At 64.4% G+C, this 22,755-nt stretch carries 15 protein-coding genes; 12 read left to right on the top strand and 3 right to left on the bottom strand.

Going from position 1 to position 22,755, the window contains the following annotated elements; genetic code table 11:
• Positions 1-94: 94 nt before the first annotated feature.
• A complete protein-coding gene (locus M1D34_RS15440; protein WP_498779781.1) occupies positions 95-1,705 on the bottom strand; it encodes a phosphoenolpyruvate carboxykinase in 1,611 nt (536 codons plus the stop codon).
• A 341-nt stretch (positions 1,706-2,046) separates the two neighbouring features.
• On the opposite strand from M1D34_RS15440, the gene chvI reads away from it, so the two are divergent.
• The 12 genes from chvI to trxA all read left to right on the top strand — a co-directional run bounded on the left by chvI (position 2,047) and on the right by trxA (position 20,099).
• Entirely contained in the window at positions 2,047-2,769 is a 723-nt protein-coding gene (chvI, locus tag M1D34_RS15445; RefSeq protein ID WP_003531999.1) for a two-component system response regulator ChvI, read from the top strand.
• Positions 2,770-3,204: 435 nt separating this feature from the next.
• Positions 3,205-4,938 (top strand): sensor histidine kinase, encoded by a 1,734-nt coding sequence (chvG, locus tag M1D34_RS15450; RefSeq protein ID WP_215624655.1) that lies wholly within the window; start codon positions 3,205-3,207, stop codon positions 4,936-4,938.
• Positions 4,935-5,381 (top strand): HPr kinase/phosphorylase, encoded by a 447-nt coding sequence (locus M1D34_RS15455; protein WP_003532002.1) that lies wholly within the window; start codon positions 4,935-4,937, stop codon positions 5,379-5,381. Before chvG ends, M1D34_RS15455 begins: the two co-directional genes overlap by 4 nt.
• A 280-nt stretch (positions 5,382-5,661) precedes the next feature.
• Positions 5,662-6,063: a PTS sugar transporter subunit IIA gene (locus M1D34_RS15460; protein WP_003532013.1), complete on the top strand. Its 402-nt coding sequence runs from the start codon at positions 5,662-5,664 to the stop codon at positions 6,061-6,063.
• Positions 6,060-6,353 (top strand): HPr family phosphocarrier protein, encoded by a 294-nt coding sequence (locus M1D34_RS15465; protein WP_013844956.1) that lies wholly within the window; start codon positions 6,060-6,062, stop codon positions 6,351-6,353. Before M1D34_RS15460 ends, M1D34_RS15465 begins: the two co-directional genes overlap by 4 nt.
• A 156-nt stretch (positions 6,354-6,509) precedes the next feature.
• Positions 6,510-7,910: an adenosylhomocysteinase gene (ahcY, locus tag M1D34_RS15470; RefSeq protein WP_107607810.1), complete on the top strand. Its 1,401-nt coding sequence runs from the start codon at positions 6,510-6,512 to the stop codon at positions 7,908-7,910.
• A 301-nt stretch (positions 7,911-8,211) separates the two neighbouring features.
• Positions 8,212-10,692, top strand: coding sequence for a sensor histidine kinase (locus M1D34_RS15475; RefSeq protein ID WP_013844955.1), 2,481 nt, complete (start codon positions 8,212-8,214; stop codon positions 10,690-10,692).
• Positions 10,693-10,701: 9 nt separating this feature from the next.
• A complete protein-coding gene (gene tsaE / locus M1D34_RS15480; protein WP_498779785.1) occupies positions 10,702-12,216 on the top strand; it encodes a tRNA (adenosine(37)-N6)-threonylcarbamoyltransferase complex ATPase subunit type 1 TsaE in 1,515 nt (504 codons plus the stop codon).
• A 6-nt stretch (positions 12,217-12,222) separates the two neighbouring features.
• Positions 12,223-12,954, top strand: coding sequence for a nucleotidyltransferase family protein (locus tag M1D34_RS15485; protein WP_027992972.1), 732 nt, complete (start codon positions 12,223-12,225; stop codon positions 12,952-12,954).
• Between the two features lies 1 nt (position 12,955).
• Positions 12,956-16,135, top strand: a complete 3,180-nt coding sequence (gene addB, locus M1D34_RS15490) for a double-strand break repair protein AddB (protein ID WP_498779787.1) — start codon at positions 12,956-12,958, stop codon at positions 16,133-16,135.
• Positions 16,125-19,694 (top strand): double-strand break repair helicase AddA, encoded by a 3,570-nt coding sequence (addA, locus tag M1D34_RS15495; RefSeq protein WP_498779789.1) that lies wholly within the window; start codon positions 16,125-16,127, stop codon positions 19,692-19,694. Before addB ends, addA begins: the two co-directional genes overlap by 11 nt.
• Positions 19,695-19,775: 81 nt before the next feature.
• Positions 19,776-20,099 (top strand): thioredoxin, encoded by a 324-nt coding sequence (gene trxA / locus M1D34_RS15500; protein ID WP_003532034.1) that lies wholly within the window; start codon positions 19,776-19,778, stop codon positions 20,097-20,099.
• A 342-nt stretch (positions 20,100-20,441) separates the two neighbouring features.
• On the opposite strand, the gene M1D34_RS15505 is transcribed toward trxA, so the two are convergent.
• Together M1D34_RS15505 and accD are read right to left on the bottom strand one after the other, a co-directional pair.
• Positions 20,442-21,785 (bottom strand): bifunctional folylpolyglutamate synthase/dihydrofolate synthase, encoded by a 1,344-nt coding sequence (locus tag M1D34_RS15505; RefSeq protein ID WP_003536449.1) that lies wholly within the window; start codon positions 21,783-21,785, stop codon positions 20,442-20,444.
• A gap of 15 nt (positions 21,786-21,800) precedes the next feature.
• Positions 21,801-22,715 carry an acetyl-CoA carboxylase, carboxyltransferase subunit beta gene (gene accD, locus M1D34_RS15510; protein ID WP_003536448.1) on the bottom strand — a complete coding sequence of 305 codons (915 nt, stop codon included), beginning with the start codon at positions 22,713-22,715 and terminating at the stop codon, positions 21,801-21,803.
• Positions 22,716-22,755: the final 40 nt, after the last annotated feature.

The raw sequence follows: 22,755 nt of genomic DNA on the forward strand, positions 1-22,755 counted from the left end.
TCGGCCGTTCTATCGCATGCCTGAAAACCAGCCGCAAATGCAAAACCCGGCCGCAGGCAGCCGGGTTTCACGTGAATCATGGCAAGAGACCGGTTTATTCGGCGGCCACCCTCGCGCCCGGGGCTGCGTCGCGCACGCTGCCGTCGACATGGCGCTCGAACTTGGCGAAGTTGGCAATGAACATGTCGACGAGGCGCCGTGCCTGGGTGTCGTAAGCCACGCCATCCGCCCAGGTCGAGCGCGGGTCGAGAATGCCGGCCTCGACGCCCGGTACCGACACCGGCACCGCGAAGCCGAAATTCGCATCCGTGCGGAACGAGGCGTTGTTCAGCGAGCCGTCGAGCGCTGCCGAAAGAAGTGCGCGCGTCACCTTGATCGGCATGCGGCTTCCCGTGCCAAAGGCGCCGCCGGTCCAGCCGGTGTTGACGAGCCAGCAGGTGACGCCGTTCCTGGCGATGAGGTCCTTGAGAAGATTGCCGTATTCGGACGGATGGCGCGGCATGAAGGGTGCGCCGAAGCAGGTCGAGAAAGTCGCCTCCGGCTCCGTCACGCCCCTTTCGGTGCCGGCGACCTTGGCGGTGTAGCCGGAGAGGAAGTGATACATGGCCTGTTCCGGCGTCAGCTTGGCGATCGGCGGCAGAACCCCGAAGGCGTCCGCCGTCAGCATGATGATCGTGCGCGGCTGCGGCGCCGTGCCGGTCTTGCTGGCGTTCGGAATGAAGTGCAGCGGATAGGCGCAGCGGGTGTTCTCCGTCAGCGAACCGTCGTCGAAGTCAGGAAGGCGCCGCTCGTCGAGGACGACGTTCTCCATCACGGTACCGAAGCGGCGCGTCGTCGCAAAGATCTCGGGCTCGGCCGCTTCCGAAAGGCGGATCGCCTTGGCATAGCAGCCGCCCTCGAAATTGAAGACGCCCTTTTCGCTCCAGCCATGCTCGTCGTCACCGATCAGGGTACGGTTCGGATCGGCGGAGAGCGTCGTCTTGCCGGTGCCCGAGAGGCCGAAGAAGATCGCCGTGTCCCCGGCGGGCCCGACATTGGCCGAGCAGTGCATCGGCATCACCGACTTCTCGGGCAGCAGGTAATTGAGAACGGTGAAAACCGACTTCTTCATCTCGCCCGCATAGGACGTCCCGCCGATCAGCACGAGGCCGTTGGTCAGGTCGCAGGCGATGACCGTCTCGCTGCGGCAGCCGTGGCGTGCGGGATCGGCCTTGAAGCTCGGCAGGTCGATGATCGTGAGCTTCGGCCGAAAAGACGGAAGCGCCTCGCGCTCCGGGCGGATCAACAGATTGCGGATGAACAGCGAGTGCCAGGCGAACTCGGTGACGACGCGCGTCGGCAGCGCGTTCTCCGGGTCGGCACCGCCGACGAGGTCCTGGACATAGAGCGACATGCCCTTTGCATGCGCGAGCATGTCCCGACGAAGAACCTCGAAATGCTCCGGCGAAATCGCGCTGTTGTTGTCCCACCAGATCTGGTCGGCCGTGTTGGCGTCGCGCACGACATACTTGTCCTTGGGCGAGCGGCCCGTGTGCTGGCCGGTGCGGGCGCAAAGCGCGCCATGGGCCGTCAGTTCGGCTTCACCGCGGGCCAGGGCTTCTTCGTAAAGCTGCGCCGCCTCGAAGTTGTAGCGGACCACCGACAGGTCGGAAAATCCGATCGATTCCAGTCCGATAGAGGGATTGCGGCTGCCGAGCTCATCCATGGTCAAGCTTCCTTCGTGTTTGGCCATTGGCGTTGAATTTCGTCGGAACATACCGGCAAGGCAGACCCAAGACAAGATAGCCAATTCTAAAATGGTAATGAATTCAGTATATTAATCGATTTAAAGAAAAATATGCATTTTTTAATCGGTTGAATCGCAGCTTCCGGAAACCCACCTGCGAGGCCAATTGCGGGGAAACTGGATCAGGTGCTTTTGCACTTCGCCACAATTTGTTCCACCTTTATACTCAAGTAACGCGGCCGTGACTCGCGGTTGCCGCGATTCTTGCAACGCATCTCGAAGCGTCTCGGCAACCGGGCCTCGAAACGGAGTAGAATAAGATGCAGACCATCGCGCTTGTCGATGACGACCGCAACATCCTGACGTCCGTGTCCATCGCGCTGGAAGCCGAGGGCTACAAGGTCGAAACCTATACGGACGGCGCATCGGCGCTGGAGGGTCTGCTGGCGCGTCCGCCGCAGCTCGCTATCTTCGACATCAAGATGCCCCGCATGGACGGCATGGAGCTGTTGCGGCGGCTGAGACAGAAGTCCGACCTGCCCGTCATCTTTCTGACGTCCAAGGACGAGGAGATCGACGAGCTCTTCGGTCTGAAGATGGGCGCCGACGACTTCATCACCAAGCCCTTCTCACAGCGCCTCCTGGTGGAGCGCGTCAAGGCGATTCTGCGTCGCGCGGCCAACCGGGAGGCCGCGGCCGGAGGCACCGGACCGGCGAAGAATGCCGACACGCCTTCCCGCTCGCTCGAACGGGGACAGCTCGTCATGGACCAGGAGCGGCATACCTGCACCTGGAAGAACGAGTCCGTCACGCTGACCGTCACGGAGTTCCTCATCCTGCACGCACTGGCGCAGCGACCCGGCGTGGTGAAGAGCCGCGACGCGCTGATGGATGCCGCCTACGACGAACAGGTCTATGTGGACGACCGCACGATCGACAGCCACATCAAGCGGCTTCGCAAGAAGTTCAAGATGGTCGACAACGACTTCGACATGATCGAGACGCTCTACGGCGTCGGCTATCGCTTCCGCGAGACGGCCTGAGGGAGCGAGCCGGCGGATTGCGGATCACTCGTGGCCAGCGCCGTTGCGCCCGTGCCCCCCTTGCTGGATCACGATGTTTTTAGGTCGGGTGGACCTAAAAACATGAACGTGATCGACTAAGAAGTTAGCGGGATGCGGGCGGAAAACCGCACACAGTTTTCCTCATCCCGCTCTACTGCATGTTTCCTTTAATCGCATCCGATTAAAGGGCAAAAACATGCAGCAGATCAAAGTGCTACAGTGACCTTTGCGCGTCTGATAAGACGCGCGGCGCTGTAGCGCTTGCGCAGCAGCGCCGGCTGGCGTAGGGCATCGCGGGAACGGGCGAATGCGACAGGCGACGCGGGCAGTAGCGAACGTCGAATCGCGGGAGCGGGAGACTTGGTAGAAGTCTTGCAGGGCGATATCGAAGAAGCGGAAGGACGGGCATCGACGCTGCGCGGGCAGCGGCGATGGGCGCATCCCTTTACGCTGATCCGGCGCCTGTTCGGCAATGCGGTCTTCTCGAGCCTCACGCGGCGCATCGTCTTCTTCAACCTGGTGGCGCTCGTGGTCCTCGTCGGCGGGATCATGTATCTCAACCAGTTCCGGGAAGGTCTGATCGACGCCCGGGTGGAGAGCCTTCTGACGCAGGGCGAGATCATCGCCGGCGCCATCTCGGCCTCCGCCTCGGTGGACACCAATTCGATCACCATCGATCCGGAAAAGCTGCTCGAATTGCAGGCCGGCGAAAGCATCACGCCGCTGCCGAGCGACGAAGACCTCGAATTCCCGATCATTCAGGAGCGCGTGGCGCCGGTCTTGAGAAGACTGATCTCGCCGACGCGCACGCGCGCGCGCCTCTTCGACGCCGATGCCGACCTGCTGCTCGATTCGCGCCACCTCTATAGCGGCGGACAGGTGCTTCGTTTCGACCTGCCGCCGGTCGATCCGGAAAGTCCGAGCCTCGCCGATGAGTTCGGCACCTGGTTCAACCGGCTGCTGCAGCCGGGCGACCTGCCACTCTACAAGGAGCCGCCCGGCGGCAACGGCTCGATCTATCCGGAGGTGATGAACGCCCTGACCGGCGTGCGCGGCGCCGTGGTGCGCGTGACCGAGAAGGGCGAGCTGATCGTTTCGGTGGCCGTTCCGGTACAGCGCTTCCGCGCGGTCCTCGGCGTGCTCCTCCTCTCCACCCAGGCCGGCGACATCGACAAGATCGTCCATGCGGAACGGCTGGCGATCATCCGCGTTTTCGGCGTGGCCGCACTGGTCAACGTCATCCTCTCGCTGCTTCTCTCGTCGACGATCGCCAACCCGCTGCGGCGGCTTTCGGCCGCGGCCATCCGCGTGCGCCGCGGCGGCGCCAAGGAACGGGAGGAGATCCCGGACTTCTCATCCCGCCAGGACGAAATCGGCAATCTTTCCGTGGCGCTCCGGGAGATGACGACGGCGCTCTACGACCGCATCGCGGCGATCGAGAATTTCGCCGCCGATGTGAGCCACGAACTCAAGAACCCGCTGACGTCGCTTCGCAGCGCGGTCGAAACCTTGCCGCTCGCGCGCAACGAGGAATCGAAGAAGCGGCTGATGGACGTCATCCAGCACGACGTGCGACGCCTCGACCGGCTGATCAGCGATATCTCCGACGCCTCGCGCCTGGATGCGGAGCTTGCCCGCGCCGACGCGAAGAAGGTCGACCTCGAAAAGCTGCTCGGCGACCTCGTCGAAATCTCACGCCAGATCCGGGGCAGCAAGAAACCGGTGCTGCTCGACTTCGTCGTCGACCGCAAGGACAATCCGCGCGCAAGCTTCATCGTCAGCGGCTACGAGCTTCGCATCGGCCAGATCATCACGAACCTGATCGAAAACGCCCGCTCCTTCGTCCCCGAGCAGAACGGCCGCATCGTCGTCCGGCTGACCCGGTCGCGATCGAGGTGCATCGTCTATGTCGAAGACAACGGCCCGGGCATCCAGGCGGAGGACATCGACCGTATCTTCGAGCGCTTCTACACAGACCGGCCGGAAGGCGAGGACTTCGGCCAGAACTCGGGACTCGGCCTTTCGATCTCGCGCCAGATCGCCGAGGCGCATGGCGGAACGCTCAGGGCCGAGAACATCGCCGGCAAGGACGGCCGCATCAGCGGCGCCCGCTTCGTTCTCTCGCTGCCCGCCGGACCGCACCCGTGAATGCGCCCTTCGTCAATGTCCACGGGACCGCGATCGTTCTCGGCACGACCGGGCTGCTGATCACAGGGCCTTCCGGCTCGGGCAAGTCGGCGCTCGCGCTTTCCTGTCTTTCGGAAGTGAGGCACCGGGGCCGCTTCGCCGCGCTCGTCGCGGACGACCGCGTCGATCTGACGCTCGAGAACGGGCGCATCGTCGCGCGCTGCCCTGCCGCCATTCGCGGGCTCATCGAAATCCGCGGATCCGGAATTGCGGAAGTCGATACCGTCTCCGCCTGTGTTCTCGATTGGGCGATCATGCCGGTCAGGGCGCCCTTCGATCCGCGTCTGCCGCCGGAGGAGGAGTTGCAGCTCGAGATCGGGAGAAATCTGCCGCTGTTGCGCCTCCCCGTTGAAGGGCCGCTGTCCCCGGTCGATGCGCTCGCCGCGCTTCTGCCCCAAATCTAGAGCGGGATGAGGAAAAGTGTTTGCGGTTTTCCGCCCGCATCCCGCGTCTCAACTTCTAGGAATCGATCACATTCATGTTTTTAGGTCGACCCCGACCTAAAAACATCGTGATCTAGGACTTTAGCCTTATCGGAAGGCAGTGCGGCTGCTTTTTCGGCATTTTTGGCTTGCACTTCGCCTTTTCCTTGCCAAGATGGCGCCCCCAACAGGTGGACGAAATTGCTGCATTGCGATATCTGGCCATCAACGAGTTGCATATGCAGTTGGAGCAAAGATACCCATGATCGGACTTGTGCTTGTCACTCATGGCAAGCTGGCGGATGAGTTTCGGCATGCTTTGGAGCATGTCGTCGGTCCGCAAAAAGCTATCGAGACCGTCTGCATAGGCCCCGAGGACGACATGGATCAGCGGCGTCAGGATATCCTCGATGCCGTCGAAAAGGCCAATGAAGGCGACGGCGTCATCATCCTGACGGACATGTTCGGCGGTACCCCCTCCAATCTCGCCATTTCCGTGATGCGCGGCGGCAGCGTCGAGGTCATCGCCGGCGTCAACCTGCCGATGCTGATCAAGCTCGCAGGCGTGCGCGGCGAAAGCGACATGGACAAGGCGCTGGTGGAAGCCTCCGAGGCGGGGCGCAAATACATCAACGTCGCCAGCCGGGTTCTGAGTGGAAAATGATGGACCACCGCCCCGACACGGCTCTGACGCGCGAACTGCTCATCGTCAACAAACGCGGCCTGCATGCGCGTGCCTCTGCGAAATTCGTGCAGACCGTCGAGACCTTCGACGCGGAGATCACCGTCTCCAAGGACGGCATGACCGTCGGCGGGACCTCGATCATGGGGCTGATGATGCTGGCGGCGAGCACCGGCTGCTCGGTCTTCGTCACCGCCAGCGGCGCTCAGGCCGAAGAAGCGCTCAACGCGCTGGATAGGCTGGTTCGCGACAGGTTCGGCGAAGAGATGTGACCGATATAAACATATAAAGACCTCTTTATATGTCGGTTGCCCTTCACGGGGTTTCCTGATAGACCGAAGGCACGCTGCCCGCGATCGCGGGAGGCACTGTCATGCCGCCAAACGGCCATGTGGCCGCGCGGCCCTAGGATCAGCCTGGAGAACTTCATGAGCGCAACTCAGGACTATATCGTCGCCGACATCGGGCTTGCCGACTTCGGCCGCAAGGAAATCGCCATCGCCGAAACGGAAATGCCGGGCCTGATGGCCTGCCGTGAGGAGTTCGGCGCATCGAAGCCGCTGAAGGGCGCCCGCATCACCGGCTCGCTCCACATGACCATCCAGACCGCCGTGCTGATCGAGACGCTGGTTGCGCTCGGTGCCGAGGTCCGTTGGGCGTCGTGCAACATCTTCTCGACCCAGGACCACGCTGCCGCCGCCATTGCCGCGAGCGGCGTACCCGTCTTCGCCGTCAAGGGCGAGACGCTCGAGGAATACTGGACCTACACCGACAGGATCTTCCAATGGGCCGATGGCGGCGTCTCGAACATGATTCTCGACGACGGCGGCGACGCGACCATGTACATCCTGCTCGGCGCCCGCGCCGAGGCCGGCGAGAACATTCTGACGAATCCGGGCTCCGAAGAGGAAGAGATCCTTTTCGCGCAGATCAAGAAGCGCCTCGCCGCGACACCCGGCTGGTTCACCAGGCAGCGTGACGCGATCAAGGGCGTGACCGAAGAGACGACGACGGGCGTCAACCGCCTCTACCAGCTCCAGGCCAAGGGCCTGCTGCCCTTCCCGGCGATCAACGTCAACGACAGCGTCACCAAGTCGAAGTTCGACAACAAGTACGGCTGCAAGGAATCGCTCGTCGACGGCATCCGCCGCGGCACCGATGTGATGATGGCCGGCAAGGTCGCGGTGGTCTGCGGCTACGGCGACGTCGGCAAGGGCTCGGCGGCTTCGCTCAGCGGCGCCGGCGCACGCGTCAAGGTCACGGAAGTCGACCCGATCTGCGCCCTCCAGGCGGCCATGGACGGCTATGAAGTCGTCCAGCTCGAAGACGTGGTATCCTCCGCCGACATCTTCATCACCACCACCGGCAACAAGGACGTCATCCGCATCGAGCACATGCGCGCGATGAAGGACATGGCGATCGTCGGCAATATCGGCCATTTCGACAACGAGATTCAGGTCTCGGCGCTTCGGAACCTGAAGTGGACGAACGTCAAGCCGCAGGTCGACCTGATCGAGTTCCCGAAGGGCAACCGCATCATCCTGCTTTCGGAAGGCCGCCTGCTCAACCTCGGCAACGCCACCGGGCATCCGTCCTTCGTCATGTCGGCATCCTTCTCCAACCAGGTTCTGGCGCAGATCGAGCTCTTCACCAAGGGCGAGCAGTACAAGAACGAAGTTTACGTGCTGCCGAAGCAGCTCGACGAGAAGGTGGCGCGCCTGCATCTTGCCAAGCTCGGCGCCAAGCTGACCGAGCTCTCGGAGGAACAGGCCTCCTATATCGGCGTCAAGCAGCAGGGTCCGTTCAAGGCCGAACACTACCGGTACTAATCCTTACCCGGGCAATCCACAACATCTTGTGGCCGCGATCTTGACAAGAGATCGCGGCCGCTTTTTTGGGCCTCGCACTTTCAGCCGAATCGTCAAAGAAGTATGTTTAGCTTATCGATTCGTTATGCCAGCGCGGTCTTTCCGGGCTGGCGCGGTCGAAATGGGATGTCTTGTCGGACAGGCGGCAAACAGACGGAGACAGACCGGAGATGCAATCGGAACTGACAGGAGCCTTTGAACGGGCTCCGGCGCGCGGGGGCGCAAGGTCGCCGGCACTTTCCGGACGAACGGGGACGGCGCCGTGAAAACACATGAAACCATGTCTTCTGCAGGACGGCTGGGGGCGCCGAGACTGATCAAGCGGCTCCTTGCAGGAACGGTATTGCTTGCGGCAAGCGATGCCGCAGCCCAGGCCACCGATCCCGGCAGAAGCATATTCGGCACCTCCGAGGTCGTGACGTTCTCCGTCCTGATCGGCGTTATTTCCGCCGCCATGATTTCGGCGATCTGGCTCATCCGCCAGCGCGGCAACATCGAGGCCGAGAACCGCGAGCTTCGTTCCAATCTATCCGACGCGAACCAGCGCATTTCCCGCTTCCAGGCTCTCATTGCCGACAAGAACAGGCGCATCGTGATCTGGGACGGGCTAGCGGAGCGCCCCGAATTCCTCGGTCAGCTTCCGGCCGAAACCGGCGCGCCGCAGGACGACCGGGACTTTCTCGCCTTCGGCCGCTGGATCAAGCCACAATCGGCAGGCCAGCTCGAAAAGGCGATCGAGGCCTTGCGTGCCCAGGCGCAGAGCTTCGATCTCGTACTCGAAACCCAGCGCAACGAGGTACTCGAGGCCCAGGGCCGGGTATCCGGCGGGCGGGCCTTCGTGCGCTTCATCGCGCTCAACAATCTCAGGGCCGAACTCGCCGAGCTGAAGCTCGAGCGCGACCAGCTGCATGCTTCGCTTTCGACGTTCCGCACGCTGCTCGACGCGGTCGATCTTCCCGCGTGGCAGCGCGGAGGAGACGGCAGGCTCGAATGGGTCAATGCGGCCTATGCCAATGCGGTCGAAACCCAGAGCGCGAGCACGGCCGTCGCCGAAGAGCGCGAGCTGCTTGCGACCACGGCCCGCGAGCGTATCCGGGCGGTCTCGACGCTCCAGACGCCTTTCCGCGACAAGGTTTCGACGGTGGTCAGGGGCAACCGGACGTTCTTCGACGTCGTGGACGCCCGCACGCCCGCCGGCTCCGCCGGAATCGCAATCGACGTCTCCGGCATCGAGGCGGTGCGCGAGGAGCTGGCGCGGACGCTCAAGAGCCATGCCGAGACGCTCGAACACCTGGCAACGCCGGTGGCAATCTTCGACGGCAATCAGCGGCTGCAGTTCTACAATCAGGCCTTCCAGCGGCTTTGGGATCTCGACATGGGATTCCTCGAGCGCAAGCCCGACAACGGCGAGGTGCTCGATCGGCTGCGTGCCGGCGGCAAGCTGCCGGAGCAGCTCAACTGGAAGCAATGGAAGACGAGTGCGCTCTCCGTCTATCAGGCGATCGATACGCAGTCCGATCTCTGGCACCTGCCGAACGGCCAGACGCTCCGCGTTTTCGCCACCGCGCGGCCGCAGGGCGGCGCCACCTGGGTGTTCGAGAACCTGACGGAACGGGTCGATCTCGAAACGCGCTACAACACGCTGGTCCAGGTCCAGGGCGAAACGATCGACCATCTCGCCGAGGGCGTCGCCGTTTTCGGCCCCGACGGCCGCATCCGGCTCTCCAACCCGGCCTTCCGGGCGATCTGGGGCATCAGCGAGACCGAGGCGCAGCCGGGCACCCATATCCGCGCGATCGAGCAGGCTTGCCTCGCCTCCTACGACCAGCCCGACGGCTGGAAGCGCTTCGCCCATATCATCACCAGCTTCGACGACGAGCGGCCGTCGAGCCGCGGCATTCTGGAGCTGCGCACCGGCCTCATCCTCGACTACGCGGTCATTCCGCTGCCCAATGCCCAGACGATGCTGACCTTCGTCAACATCACCGACAGCGTCCGCGTCGAGCGCGCACTCACCGAGAAGAACGAGGCGCTGCGCAAGGCGGATGCGCTGAAGAACGATTTCGTGCACCACGTCTCCTACGAGCTGCGCTCGCCGCTGACCAACATCATCGGTTTTGCCGACCTTCTGAAAACGCCGGTCTTCGGCGAGCTCAACGAGCGCCAGGCCGAATATGTCGACCACATCGCCACCTCCTCGTCGCTGCTTCTGACGATCGTCAACGACATCCTCGATCTTGCAACCGTCGATGCCGGCATCGTCGAGCTCGAACTCTCGGAGGTGAATCTCATCGACCTGATCGACGATGTGACGCAGCAGATGGGCGACCGGCTGGTCGAGAGCGGCGTGTCGCTTCGAACCGATGCACCCGATAATCTCGGCCGCATCACCGCGGACCAGCAGCGGCTGAAGCAGATCTTCATAAAGCTTCTCACCAATGCGGCGAATTTCGCGCCGGACGGGAGCACGATCGAGCTCAAATGCTGGCGCGAGGGGAGCGACTTCGCCTTCTCCGTCACCGACACCGGACCGGGCATCCCGCAGGACGTTCTCAACACCGTGTTCAACCGCTTCGAAAGCTACGGCCAGCGCGGCGGCGCGGGTCTGGGCCTGTCCATTGTGGAGAGCTTCGTCAGCCTTCACCACGGCAATGTTTCGATCCGCAGCAAGGAGGGTGAAGGTACGGCAGTAACCTGCCGCATTCCCTCCGCCGAAGCGCCGAAGGTCATCGCGGCGGAATAGATGAACTAAATGAAATCTCTCGAACGTCTGCTGAAGGACGAGGCCGCCACCATCGAATTCGGCGAAGATCTCGCATTGGCGCTGAAGGCCGGCGAATGCGTCGCGCTCTCGGGCGATCTCGGCGCGGGAAAGTCGACCTTCGCAAGAGCCTTCATCCGGGCAATGGCCGACGACGAGACGCTCGAGGTGCCGAGCCCAACCTTCACCCTGGTTCAAAGCTACGACCTCAGGATCCCGGTCGCTCATTTCGATCTCTACCGGCTCGCGGACGCATCCGAGCTTGACGAGCTCGGTTTCGACGAGGCGCTCGCCGACGGCATCTGTCTCGTCGAATGGCCGGAGAAGGCCGAGGAGGCGCTTCCGGCCGACCGGATCACGCTCACCTTCTCGCATGAAGACGACGGGCGGCGCATTCACCTGACGGCTCCGGACGCGGCTTTCGAACGGATCACCCGCTCGCTTGCCATTCGCAAGTTCCTTATCGATGCAGCCCATCCCGACGCCCGGCGGCGCCACCTGAGCGGCGATGCTTCGATCAGGGCCTATGAACGCATCGACACCCAGGATGGTGCGCCGGCGAAGATTCTCATGGATGCGCCGAGACACAAGCCGGGACCTATCCTCCAGGACGGAAAGTATTACCAGCAGCTCGCCCATATCGCCGAGGACGTCGTCCCATTCGTCGCGGTCTCGCAACTCCTGCGCAAACGCGGTTTCGCCGCACCGGCGATCTACGCGCGCGACCTCGACCAGGGTCTGCTGCTCATCGAAAATCTTGGATCCGAAGGCATCCTCGACACCGATGGCCGCCCCGTCGCGGAGCGCTACATCGAAGGCGCGCGGCTTCTCGCCCGGCTGCATGCCCAGCCTGCGGAGCGCGACATCGCGATCGCTGAAGGGGTCGTGCACAGCATCCCCGATTTCGACCGGACGGCGATCAGGATCGAAACCAGTCTGCTCGTCGACTGGTATCTCCCGTGGAAACGGGGGCGGCCTGCCTCGGACGATGAGCGGCGGGAATACTTCGCCGTATGGGATGGACTGATCGACGTTCTCGCCTCCGCGGAGAAGAACCTTCTTCTGCGCGATTTCCACTCGCCGAACATTCTCTGGCGTCAGGACCGCGCCGGCTTCGACCGCATCGGCATCATCGACTTCCAGGACGCGATGATCGGGCCGACGGCCTATGACGTGGCCTCGCTGGTGCAGGATGCGCGCGTGACGATCGAGCCCGATCTCGCCAAGCGGATGATGACTGCCTACATCTCCGAGCGCCGGGAGTTGGGTCCCTTCGACGAGGCGACCTTCCGGCGCGACTGGCATCTGATGGCCGCTCAGCGCAACTGCAAGCTCGCCGGCATTTGGGTGCGGCTAAAGGAGCGCGACGGCAAGCCCGGCTACATGAAGCACATGCCGCGCACCTTCGCCTATCTCGAACATGCGCTCTCCCATCAGGTGCTGACACCCTTGCGCGAATGGTGCAATAAGGCTGGAATCCTCGCTCCCGAATCAGCGAACCGTTAGGATACGATGCCCATCACCAATGCCATGGTGCTTGCGGCCGGACTGGGCACCCGCCTGCGGCCGGTCACCGACACGCTGCCGAAGCCGCTTGTCAGGATAGCCGGCAAGCCGATGATCGACTATGTGCTGGATCTGCTCGCGGCCGCGGGTGTGACCAGGGCCGTTGTGAACGTCCATCATTTCGCCGGCCAGATGGAGGAGCACCTCGGCCGGCGGGAGGCGCCGCATATTCTGATTTCGGACGAGCGGGACGCGCTGATGAATTCCGGCGGCGGGCTCGCGAAGGGCCTGAAACTGCTCGATGGCGGGCCCGTCCTCGTGATGAATGCCGACCTCTTCTGGATTGGCGAAAAGCCGCGGCAACCGTGCAACCTGAAAAAGCTTGCCGAGTTCTTCGATCCGGAGCGCATGGACATGGCGCTGCTCTGCGTGCGTCTCGAGGACACGACCGGGCACAACGGCAAACGGGATTTCTCGCTATCGGAAGACGGCCGGCTCACGCGTTATGAAGAAGGCATGGAAAATCCCGTCGTCTATGCCGGCGCGATCGCCATGGACGCAGCGCTGCTTGCCGATGCGCCGGACGAGGCGTTCAACCTCAACATCTATTTCGACCGGGCGATCGCCCGGGGACGCCTTTTCGGCCTGATGCTCGAAGGGCACTGGATCACCGTCGGCTCGCCGGAAGCCATAGCGGAGGCCGAGGCTGCGATCCGCCGCTTCCGGCCGGAGGGATGAGGTGCCCGGACATCCGAACGTCTTCACGATTCCAGCCGGCCTGCCCTTTCTGAGGACGGTCGCGGAAAGGCTCTGCAATGGCGAGCTGACCCCTGGCTTCCGCTACGATCCGGCGCAGCCGCTGGCACTGGCCGGTGTTACGATCTTCGTGCCGACCCGGCGCTCCGCCCGCGTGCTGCGTTCGGAATTCGTCGATCTGCTCGGCGGCCGTTCGGCGATCCTGCCGATGATCCGGGCGCTCGGCGAGACCGACGACGACAGCGGCTTCTTCGACGCCGAGGTGCCGGCGATCCTCGACCTCGCGCCGCCGCTTTCCGGAACGGCACGGCTCATCGAACTCGGCCGCCTCATTCTCGCCTGGCGAAACCGCCTGCCGCAGGTGGTCCTCGACATCCACGCGGAAAGCCCGCTGATCGCTCCGGCAAGCCCTGCCGACGCCATCTGGCTCGCGCGGAACCTCGCCGAACTCATCGATGCGATCGAGACCGAGGAACTCGACTGGGATGCCCTCGACGGGCTCGATGGCGGCGAACATGCGCTCTGGTGGCAACTGACGCTCGCCTTCCTCAAGATCGCCCGCACCTATTGGCCGGAGCGGCTGGCCGAACTCAAGCACTCCTCGCCCGCACGCCACCGCAATGCGGTGCTGAAGGCCGAGACCCAGCGTATCGCCGCCGGCAAAGTGAGCGGACCGATCATCATCGCCGGTTCGACCGGTTCGATCCCGGCGACGGCCGCACTGATCGCCGCGGTCAAGGCGCTGCCGAACGGTACGATCGTGCTCCCCGGCCTCGACGGATCGATGAGCGATGCGGAGTGGCGGCTGATCGCGGGAGAGACGTCCGGCTCCGGCACTTCTGCAAGGAACCCGGCAAGCCGCACGCACCCGCAATATGGATTTCACCGTCTGCTCAAGCGCATGGGCATCGAACGCGGGGACGTGCCCGCCCTCGCGAGCGCTGCCGATGATCTCGACTATCGCAGCGCGGTCCTTTCGCGGGCGCTGTTACCGGCCGACGCGACTGACGTCTGGATGGAAGCCCGCCGGAGCTTCGATGCGGAAAGACTCCTCTCCGCCTTTGCGGATGTGGCGCTGATCGAAGCGGCCAACGAACGCGAAGAGGCAACCGCCATCGCGATCGCGCTTCGGCTCGCGCTCGAAGCCGACGAGGAGAGCCAGGCGGCGCTCATCACCCCCGATCGAGGCCTTGCGCGTCGAGTCGGCACCGAGCTTGCCCGCTTCGGCATAGAGGCGGACGATTCCGCCGGCATTCCGCTCTCGGCGACGCCGGCGGGCGCACTTGCCCGGCTGCTGCTGGAGGCAACGCTCAGGCCCGACGACCCGGTCGCCCTGGTCGCACTCCTCAAGCATCCGCTGGCTCGCTTCGGCCGGACGGCGGAGGATGCGCGCCGAGCTGCGGACGTGCTGGAGCTCGCGGCCCTGCGCGGCGGCACCGATGCGGCCGACATATCGGCCTTGGAAGCGGTCCTCGACAAGGCGCTCGACAGGCAGAAGACCGACCGGCACCCGCCGCCCTGGAGAGCGGGTATCGGCCCGGACGATATCGCCATGGCGCGCGCACTCGCACGCCGGATAGCCTCGGCGGTCGCCCCCCTGTTCAGCACTCTCTCTGCCGATCCGCAAACCGGCCGTCACCGCTCGACCGTGCTGCCCCTTTCGGATTGGGCGGAGCGTACGGGGCGCGCTCTGGAGGCGGCCGCCATCGACGAGCAAGGCAATCTCGGCGCCCTCTGGGCTTCGGAAGCCGGCGAAATATTGGCGACGCTCCTCAGGGGCATCATCGAAACCGATGGCCAGATGGAGGCCGACGGGCCGCAATGGTGCGACATTCTCGAGGCGCTTGCCGCAAGCGAAGCCGTCAAGCCGCGGTCGATGCGCCATCCCCGCGTCTTCATTTTCGGAGCGCTCGAGTCGCGCCTGCAAAGCGTGGACCTCGTGGTGCTCGGCGGCATGAACGAGGGCACCTGGCCCGGGCAGACGTCGAACGATCCGTTCCTTTCGCGAACGATGAAGGCGGGTATCGGTCTGGAGCCGCCGGAGCGGCGAATCGGCCAGCTCGCGCATGATTTCCAGATGGCCTGCGGCACCCGCCGGCTGATCCTTTCGCGCTCCATGCGTCAGGGATCCGCGCCGACGGTGGCTTCCCGATGGCTGCAGCGCCTTCAGGCGCTCGGCGGCGAGAGGCTGACGGCGCTGCTCAAGGCAAATGGCGCCGACTATCTCCACTGGATGCGCATTCTCGACCAAGGCGAGCGTCAGCCGTTGTCGGAGCGGCCGGAACCGAAGCCTCCCGCGGAGCTGCAGCCCCGAAAATATTCCTTCAGCGAAGTGACGCGGCTGCGCCGCGATCCCTATGCCGTCTACGCGAGGCGCATTCTCCGGCTGGAACCGATCCAACCGTTCAACCGCGATCCGGGTGCGGCCGAACGCGGCCTGCTCTATCACCGGATCGTCGATCGATTCGTGAAGGGCGGCTTCGACCCGGCGGCGCGCGAGGGCGAGGAAGCGATGATCCGGCTCACCGACGAGGCCTTCGACGAGGAGAAACTGCCTGCGCATATCGACACCATCTGGCGGCCACGCTTCCAGGCGGTCGGAAGGGCGTTCCTCGAATGGGAACGGGAGCGCCGGCACGGCATTGTGAAATCGTTCACCGAGGTACCGGCGGCGATGGATCTCGGCATCGGCGATATCCGGCTGACCGGCATCGCCGACCGGTTGGATCGCCTGGCGGACGGAACGATCGACATCATCGACTACAAGACCGGATCGAGCCCCTCGCCCAAAGAGGCACGGGCGCTTCTCGACCCGCAGCTGGCGCTCGAGGCGGCGGCGCTCAGGGCCGGGGCATTCCGTGTGATCGGGCCGGCTCAGCCGCACTCGCTGCGCTATGTCCGGCTGAAGCCGGGGAGCCGGTTTGCCGTCGACACGGTCAACAACGAGGGCGCCCGTTCGAAGGAGACGAAATCTACCGGACAGCTGGCGGACGAGTCGCTCGCCGAGCTCCGCAAGCTGCTTTCCGCGCTTATGAGCGGCAGGTTCGGCTTCGCCTCGCGCCTGATCGTTCAGAAACAACGCGACTACGGCGGGGAATACGATCATCTGGCGCGGGTCGCCGAATGGGCGACCGCGGATGGCGAGGACGACGATGAGGAGTGATGCGACAGGCCCGGAGGAGAGAAGCCCCGAGGGGTGGCTCGACTGGACGACGCAACGACAGGCGCTCGCCTCCGATCCCGCGCGTTCCGCCTGGGTTTCCGCCAATGCCGGCTCCGGCAAGACGCATGTGCTCACGCAGCGCGTCATCCGGCTTCTGCTTGCGGGTTGCCGGCCGTCCGCCATCCTCTGCCTGACCTATACGAAGGCGGCCGCCTCCGAGATGTCGAACCGCGTGTTCGAGAAACTCGCCGAATGGGCGACACTCGACGATACCACGCTGGAAAAGCGCATCGAGGCGATCGAAGGCAAGCGGCCGCCCACGGCCAAGATCCAGGAGGCCCGCCGGCTGTTCGCGCGCGCCCTGGAAACCCCGGGCGGGCTGAAAATCCAGACGATTCATGCCTTCTGCGAGGCGCTTCTGCACCAGTTCCCGCTCGAGGCCAATGTCGCAGGGCATTTCTCCGTTCTCGACGACCGCGCAGCGGCGGTGCTGCTCGCCGATGCCCGCAGGGCTCTCTTGACCGCCACGGCAGCAGCGAGCGACGGGGAACTGGCGGAGGCCTTCGCCACGGTCCTTGATCTTGCCGACGATACCGGGCTTGAAAAACTGCTTGCGGCGATCGTCGCCAACCGGGCACCGATCCAGGCCTTTCTCGACCACGCCTCCGGACGCGGCGGGATGGAAGCGCATCTGCGGGCAGCGCTCGGCCTCGAACCCGGCGAGACCGCCGGGACGGTCATGGCCGCGGTCTGGCCGCTGGCGGGGCTAAATGGCCCGGCACTCGATGACTATATCGACCTTGGATTGCGCCTCGGCGGCGCGAAACCCTCTGCCATCGCAGGCGGCTTGCGGGCCGTCTGCGCGATCGATGACGCCGCCGCCCGCTATTCCAAACTCGTGGAACTCTTCTTCAACGGCGGCGGCAAGCCGAAGGCGGAATCGGCCTTTCTGAACGCCGCCATGCGCCGTGCAGCGCCGCAGCTCGAACTCAGGGTCGAAGAGGCGCGCAGCCATATGCTCGCCTGCGTGGACCGCCTGAGCATCGTCCAGATGTACGGGGCGACCCGCGCCGCCCTCGTTCTCGCCGAGAGGCTCAACCGCGACTACGAAGCGCTCAAGAAGGCACGCAGCCAGCTCGATTTCGAGGATCTCATCAACCGCACGGCGGCACTGCTTGCCCGAAGCGACGTCGGCGCCTGGGTGCACTACAAGCTGGATCAGGGGATCGACCATATCCTCGTCGACGAGGCGCAGGATACGAGTCCCGCGCAGTGGACGATTATCCAGTCGCTCGCGGCGGATTTCTTTGCCGGCGAAACGGCGCGTGCGGACGACCGCACGATCTTCGCCGTCGGCGACGAGAAGCAGTCGATCTATTCCTTCCAGGGAGCCCGGCCGGAGCGCTTTTCGCGTGAAAGCACGTTGACGGAGCGGCGGGTGCGCGCGGGCAACAAGCACTTCAGCCCCATCCGCCTGCAGCTTTCCTTCCGCTCGACGGTGGACGTGCTCTCCGCCGTCGATACGGTCTTTGCAAATTCCGGGAATGCGAGAGGCCTGAGCGCCCGGAGCGAGGCGATCGTGCATGCCTCGAACAGGATCGGCCAGCCCGGCGCCGTCGACCTCTGGGATGTGATCGCGCCCGAGCCGGCGGCTTCGGAAGAGGATTGGACCGCTCCTTTCGACGCGACGCCCGAGCGCGCGCCGGTCAACATCCTCGCCCGGCGCATTGCAGCGGTCCTCGAAGATTGGATCGGCCGGGAGACGGTGATCGAAAAAGGCGTGCGCCGAGCGATGCGGCCCGGCGACGTCATCGTGCTGGTCCGCAAACGCGACGCCTTCGTCAACGCCCTGACGCGCGCCCTCAAGCGGCGGGGCAATATCCCGGTCGCCGGCGCGGACCGCCTGGTTCTGACCAGCCATATCGCCGTGCAGGACCTGATCGCGCTCGGCCGGTTCGTGCTTCTGCCCGAGGACGACCTGTCGCTCGCGGCACTGCTGAAGAGCCCGCTCCTCGATCTTGGCGAGGAGGATGTCTTCGAACTCGCCGCCCGGCGGACCGAGGGCGAAAGTCTCTGGCGGCGGCTGCGGCAGGCGGGCGCGGAGGAGACGAGCCGTTATCATGAAGCGGTCCGCACGCTTTCGCGCTATTCCGGCCTGGCGCGGGAACTGCTGCCGCACGATTTCTATGCCCGTGTCCTGGGCGCCGATGGCGGACGGCGTGCCTTCCTGGCGCGCCTCGGCAGCGAAGTCAGTGATATTCTCGACGAATTCCTCACCTTCGCTCTCGATCATGAAAGGAACGGTCTGCCGGGCCTGCAGGCTTTCATCTCGACGCTGGAGATCGAAGCGCCGACGGTCAAGCGCGAACAGGACAAGGAACGCGACGAGGTCCGCGTGATGACCGTGCATGCCGCAAAGGGCCTCGAGGCGCCGGTCGTCTTCCTGGTCGACGGCGGCGGCGAGGCCTTCGTTCGCCAGCAGGTCTCGGACCTGCGCTTCCTGGAGAAAGCGCAGGCCGATCATTCCACCCTCACGGTCCCGGTCTGGCGCGCGCCGGGCTCGGCGCCGAACTCGCTCATCGCAGCCGACAACGAGCGGCTGAAGAAGCTCGCCGAGGAGGAATACCGCCGGCTCCTCTATGTCGGCATGACGCGCGCAGCCGACCGCCTGATCGTCTGCGGCTATCGCGGGCAGCGCCAGAACACCGACACCTGGCATTCGATGGTGCAGGGGACGCTGGCACAGGACCTCAAGGGCCGCGGAACGCCGAGGCTTTTCCGCGCCGGAAGCGAGGAGTGGCAGGGGATAGCCTGGCGCGAAGCGCATGTGCCGCGCGAGCTTCCGACATCCGAAGGCCGCTCCGAAGAATCGCAACGGCCGACAGCCGGCCTGCCGACGGCGCTTTTCACGCCTCCGGCCGTGCCGCGGCGGCTGCCCCGGCCTCTTGCCCCGTCCGGCACGACCATCGCAATCGACGATCCCGACGCCGAAGCGATCGTCGGCTCGGCCCTCTTCGCCGGCAAGAGCGCGCCGAAATTCTCGATGCTGCGCGGCGCGATCCTGCACCGGTTGCTGCAGGTTCTTCCGTCGGTCGACGGCCCCGAGCGTCTGGCCGCGGCGGAGCGCTACCTCACCCGTTCCGTGCCACGCTGGCCCGAAGCCGAACGGCGCGCACTCGCCGGGACCGTGATGGACGTGCTCGACCATGCGGATCTGCAACCGCTTTTCGGCGAGCACAGCCGGGCGGAGGTCTCCGTGATGGGGACGCTGAAGCTTGGGGTCCGCGAATTCGCCGTATCGGGCCGGATCGACCGTCTGGCCGTCACCGGCGACATGGTGACGATCGCCGATTACAAGACCAACCGCGAAATCCCTGAGACGCCCGAAGAGATAGCGCCGGTCTACAGAAATCAGCTTGCGATCTATCGCGAACTCCTGAAACCTCTTTACCCCGGCAAGCGTTTCCGATGCGTGCTGATCTTCACGGAAGGGCCCGCGATCCGGGTGCTTCCCGAGCCGATGCTGGACAGGAGTCTTGAAGAGCTCGCGACAAAGTGAGATACACGATATTGAAAATCCGGTGGCGATGCCTCACATGAGACACAACATCTGGACACTGCCATTCCGAAGGAGCACCCGATGGCTACTGTGAAAGTCGATACTGCCAATTTTCAGAAGGAAGTTCTGAACTCGGCCGAACCGGTCGTCGTCGACTTCTGGGCGGAATGGTGCGGCCCGTGCAAGATGATTGCGCCGAGCCTCGAAGAAATCGCCACCGAGCTTGCCGGCAAGGTCAAGGTCGTCAAGCTCAATATCGACGAAAACCCCGAGCTCGCGGCACAATACGGGGTCCGCTCGATCCCGACGCTTGCCATGTTCAAGGGCGGCGAAGTCGCAGACATCAAGGTCGGAGCCGCACCGAAGACGGCGCTCAGCTCGTGGATTTCGAGCGCGGTGGCTTGAGCCGCCGGGACTTCACTTCGACAATGCGAAAGCCCGGCTTGGCCGGGCTTTTTCTTTTCGGCTGAACCATGTGCGTCGCCGGCTATCTGCCCCTCACCCTAACCCTCTCCCCGCGAGCGGGGAGAGGGGATTGCCCTGGCGCTTGCCGCGAGTCTCCTTCGCCCCGCCTGCGGGGAGAAGGTGGCCGGCAGGCCGGATGAGGGGCCGGCAACTGCGAACCCTTCGTTCCGAACCTTAGAGCGGGATGACGAAACGTGTGTCGGTTTTCCGCCCGCATCCCGCGTCAATCCATTCGAATCGATCACGTTCATGATTTTGGGTCTATCCTGAAACCATCGTGATCTACCGCGGCGGCGTGCCGTTTTCCGCCAGCACGTCGCCGACCAGGTAGAGCGAGCCGCCGATCAGCACACGCGGCGGCACCGGGTCCTCGTCGGTGAGTTCGGCGATCTGGCCGAGCGCTTCGGCAACCGAGGAGGTGGCATTGGCCTCGAGTCCCGCAGCGGCCGCATCGGCGGCCAGCGCCAGCGGGTCCAGTCCCGCGTCGGACCCGTGCACCGGCACGGTGAAGACCTGTTCGGTCAGATCGAGGAAAGCCTTGAAATAGCCGATCGGTTCCTTGGTATTGATCATGCCGATGATCAGGAAGAGCGGTCGCGGGTCGCGCTCCTCGAAGGTGGCCATCGCCTCGGCAATGACATGGCCGGCGCCCGGATTGTGTCCGCCGTCGATCCAGATCTCGGCGCCCGGCGGGCCGAAATGCGAGAGCCTGCCGCCGGCGAGGCGCTGCAGGCGTCCCGGCCACTCGACGCCGGCCAACCCTTTCTCGATAGCCGCCTCGGGAACATCGAAGCCGGCTGCCCGAACGGCACGGATCGCCGCCGCGGCATTGGCATATTGATGCCGGCCCGGCAAGCGCGGCAGCGGCAGATCCGCAAGGCCGTTCTCATCCTGGAAGATCAGCCTGCCGAACTCCTCATGCGCCATGAAATCCTGTCCGTAGACGGATATGGGGCAGCCGAGACGTTCGGCGGTCGCGATCAGCACATCGCGCGCACTCTCTTCCTCCTGGTGGCCGATCACCACCGGGCAGCCGCGCTTCATGATCCCCGCCTTTTCCGCAGCGATCAGCTCGACCCGGTCGCCGAGATAGGCCTGATGATCGAGCGAGATCGGCATGATCACGGCGACGGCCGGCCGGGCGATCACATTGGTCGCATCGTAGCGTCCGCCGAGACCGACTTCTATGATCGCGACATCGGCCGGATGTTCCGCGAAAAGCAGGAAAGTGACCGCGGTCAGGATTTCGAACACGGTGATCTTCTCACCGCCATTCGCTTCTGCAACGCGGCGTACGGCATCGGCAAGCACGGGGTCGCTGACCAGGGCGCCCTTGCCGCCCTTTACACCCAGGCGATAGCGCTCGTGCCAGTTCACTAGATGCGGCGACGTGTGGACATGGACGCTGAGGCCCGCGGCCTCCAGGATCGCCCGGCAGAAGGCCGTGACCGAGCCCTTGCCGTTGGTGCCGGCCACGTGGATGACCGGTGGCAGGCGCTCGTGAGGATTGCCGAGGGCAGCAAGCAGCCGCGTGATCCTGTCGAGCGAAAGGTCGAACCCCTTGGGATGCAGCGCGAGAAGCTTCTCGATCTCCTGCGCCGCCTCGCTGACCTCAGTCGCCGTCATGATGGTAGCCCTAATCTAGGCGCTCGCGGCCACCGGCAGCGGGGCCAACTCCGTCGCGGTATCGCGCTTGACCGCCTTGGCCGGCTTCTTCATCAGAATGTTGAGAACGCGCGCGAGCGTCTCCGGGATGTCGTGGCGCTTGACGACCATGTCGACCATGCCATGCTCCAGCAGATATTCCGAAGTCTGGAAGCCTTCGGGAAGCTTTTCCCGCAGCGTCTGCTCGATCACCCGTTTGCCGGCAAAGCCGATTTCCGCGCCGGGTTCGGCCATGTGGATATCGCCCAGCATCGCATAGGATGCGGTGACGCCACCGGTCGTCGGGTTCGTCAGGACGACGATATAGGGAAGGCCCGCTTCCTTGAGCATGTTAAGAGCCACGGTCGTCCGCGGCAGCTGCATCAGCGACAGGATGCCTTCCTGCATGCGGGCGCCGCCCGAGGCCGGGAACATCACCAGCGGGCACTTCTCCGCTATCGCGCGCTCGAAGGCCTTCACGATCGCTTCGCCCGCGGCAATGCCCAGCGAGCCGCCGATGAAGTTGAACTCATGCGCGACGGCGACGAGCTTGATGCCCTGGACCTGGCCGAGGCCGGCAACGATCGTGTCCTCGAGTTCGGTCTTGGCGCGGCTGTCGCGCAGGCGATCGGAGTACTTCTTCGAGTCGCGGAACTTGAGCGGGTCCTGCGCCACCTTGGGCTGCGGGAAGGCCTCGTAGATTCCGCCGTCGAAGAGATCCTTCAAACGGGCCTTCGCCGGCATCTTCATGTGGAAGCCGGATTGCGGGATGACCCATTTGTTCTCTTCCAGATCGCGATGGAACACCATCTCGCCCGTTTCAGGGCACTTGATCCAGAGGTTCTCCGGAACTTCCCTGCGGCCGAGCATCGAGTTGATCTTCGGCCGAACGTAGTTTGTGATCCAGTTCAATTAAGCAGTCTCCTGACGATTTTCCTTCGGCTTGTGCGCG

This window comes from Ensifer sp. D2-11 (assembly GCF_054161295.1).

Excerpts from the sequence above, each read along its gene's own strand:
- M1D34_RS15440 (WP_498779781.1), bottom strand. The coding sequence starts at position 1,705 with ATGGATGAGCTCGGCAGCCGCAATCCCTCTATCGGACTGGAATCGATC.
- chvI (WP_003531999.1), top strand. The coding sequence starts at position 2,047 with ATGCAGACCATCGCGCTTGTCGATGACGACCGCAACATCCTGACGTCC.
- M1D34_RS15460 (WP_003532013.1), top strand. The coding sequence starts at position 5,662 with ATGATCGGACTTGTGCTTGTCACTCATGGCAAGCTGGCGGATGAGTTT.
- M1D34_RS15465 (WP_013844956.1), top strand. The coding sequence starts at position 6,060 with ATGATGGACCACCGCCCCGACACGGCTCTGACGCGCGAACTGCTCATC.
- ahcY (WP_107607810.1), top strand. The coding sequence starts at position 6,510 with ATGAGCGCAACTCAGGACTATATCGTCGCCGACATCGGGCTTGCCGAC.
- tsaE (WP_498779785.1), top strand. The coding sequence starts at position 10,702 with ATGAAATCTCTCGAACGTCTGCTGAAGGACGAGGCCGCCACCATCGAA.
- M1D34_RS15485 (WP_027992972.1), top strand. The coding sequence starts at position 12,223 with ATGCCCATCACCAATGCCATGGTGCTTGCGGCCGGACTGGGCACCCGC.
- addA (WP_498779789.1), top strand. The coding sequence starts at position 16,125 with ATGAGGAGTGATGCGACAGGCCCGGAGGAGAGAAGCCCCGAGGGGTGG.
- trxA (WP_003532034.1), top strand. The coding sequence starts at position 19,776 with ATGGCTACTGTGAAAGTCGATACTGCCAATTTTCAGAAGGAAGTTCTG.
- M1D34_RS15505 (WP_003536449.1), bottom strand. The coding sequence starts at position 21,785 with ATGACGGCGACTGAGGTCAGCGAGGCGGCGCAGGAGATCGAGAAGCTT.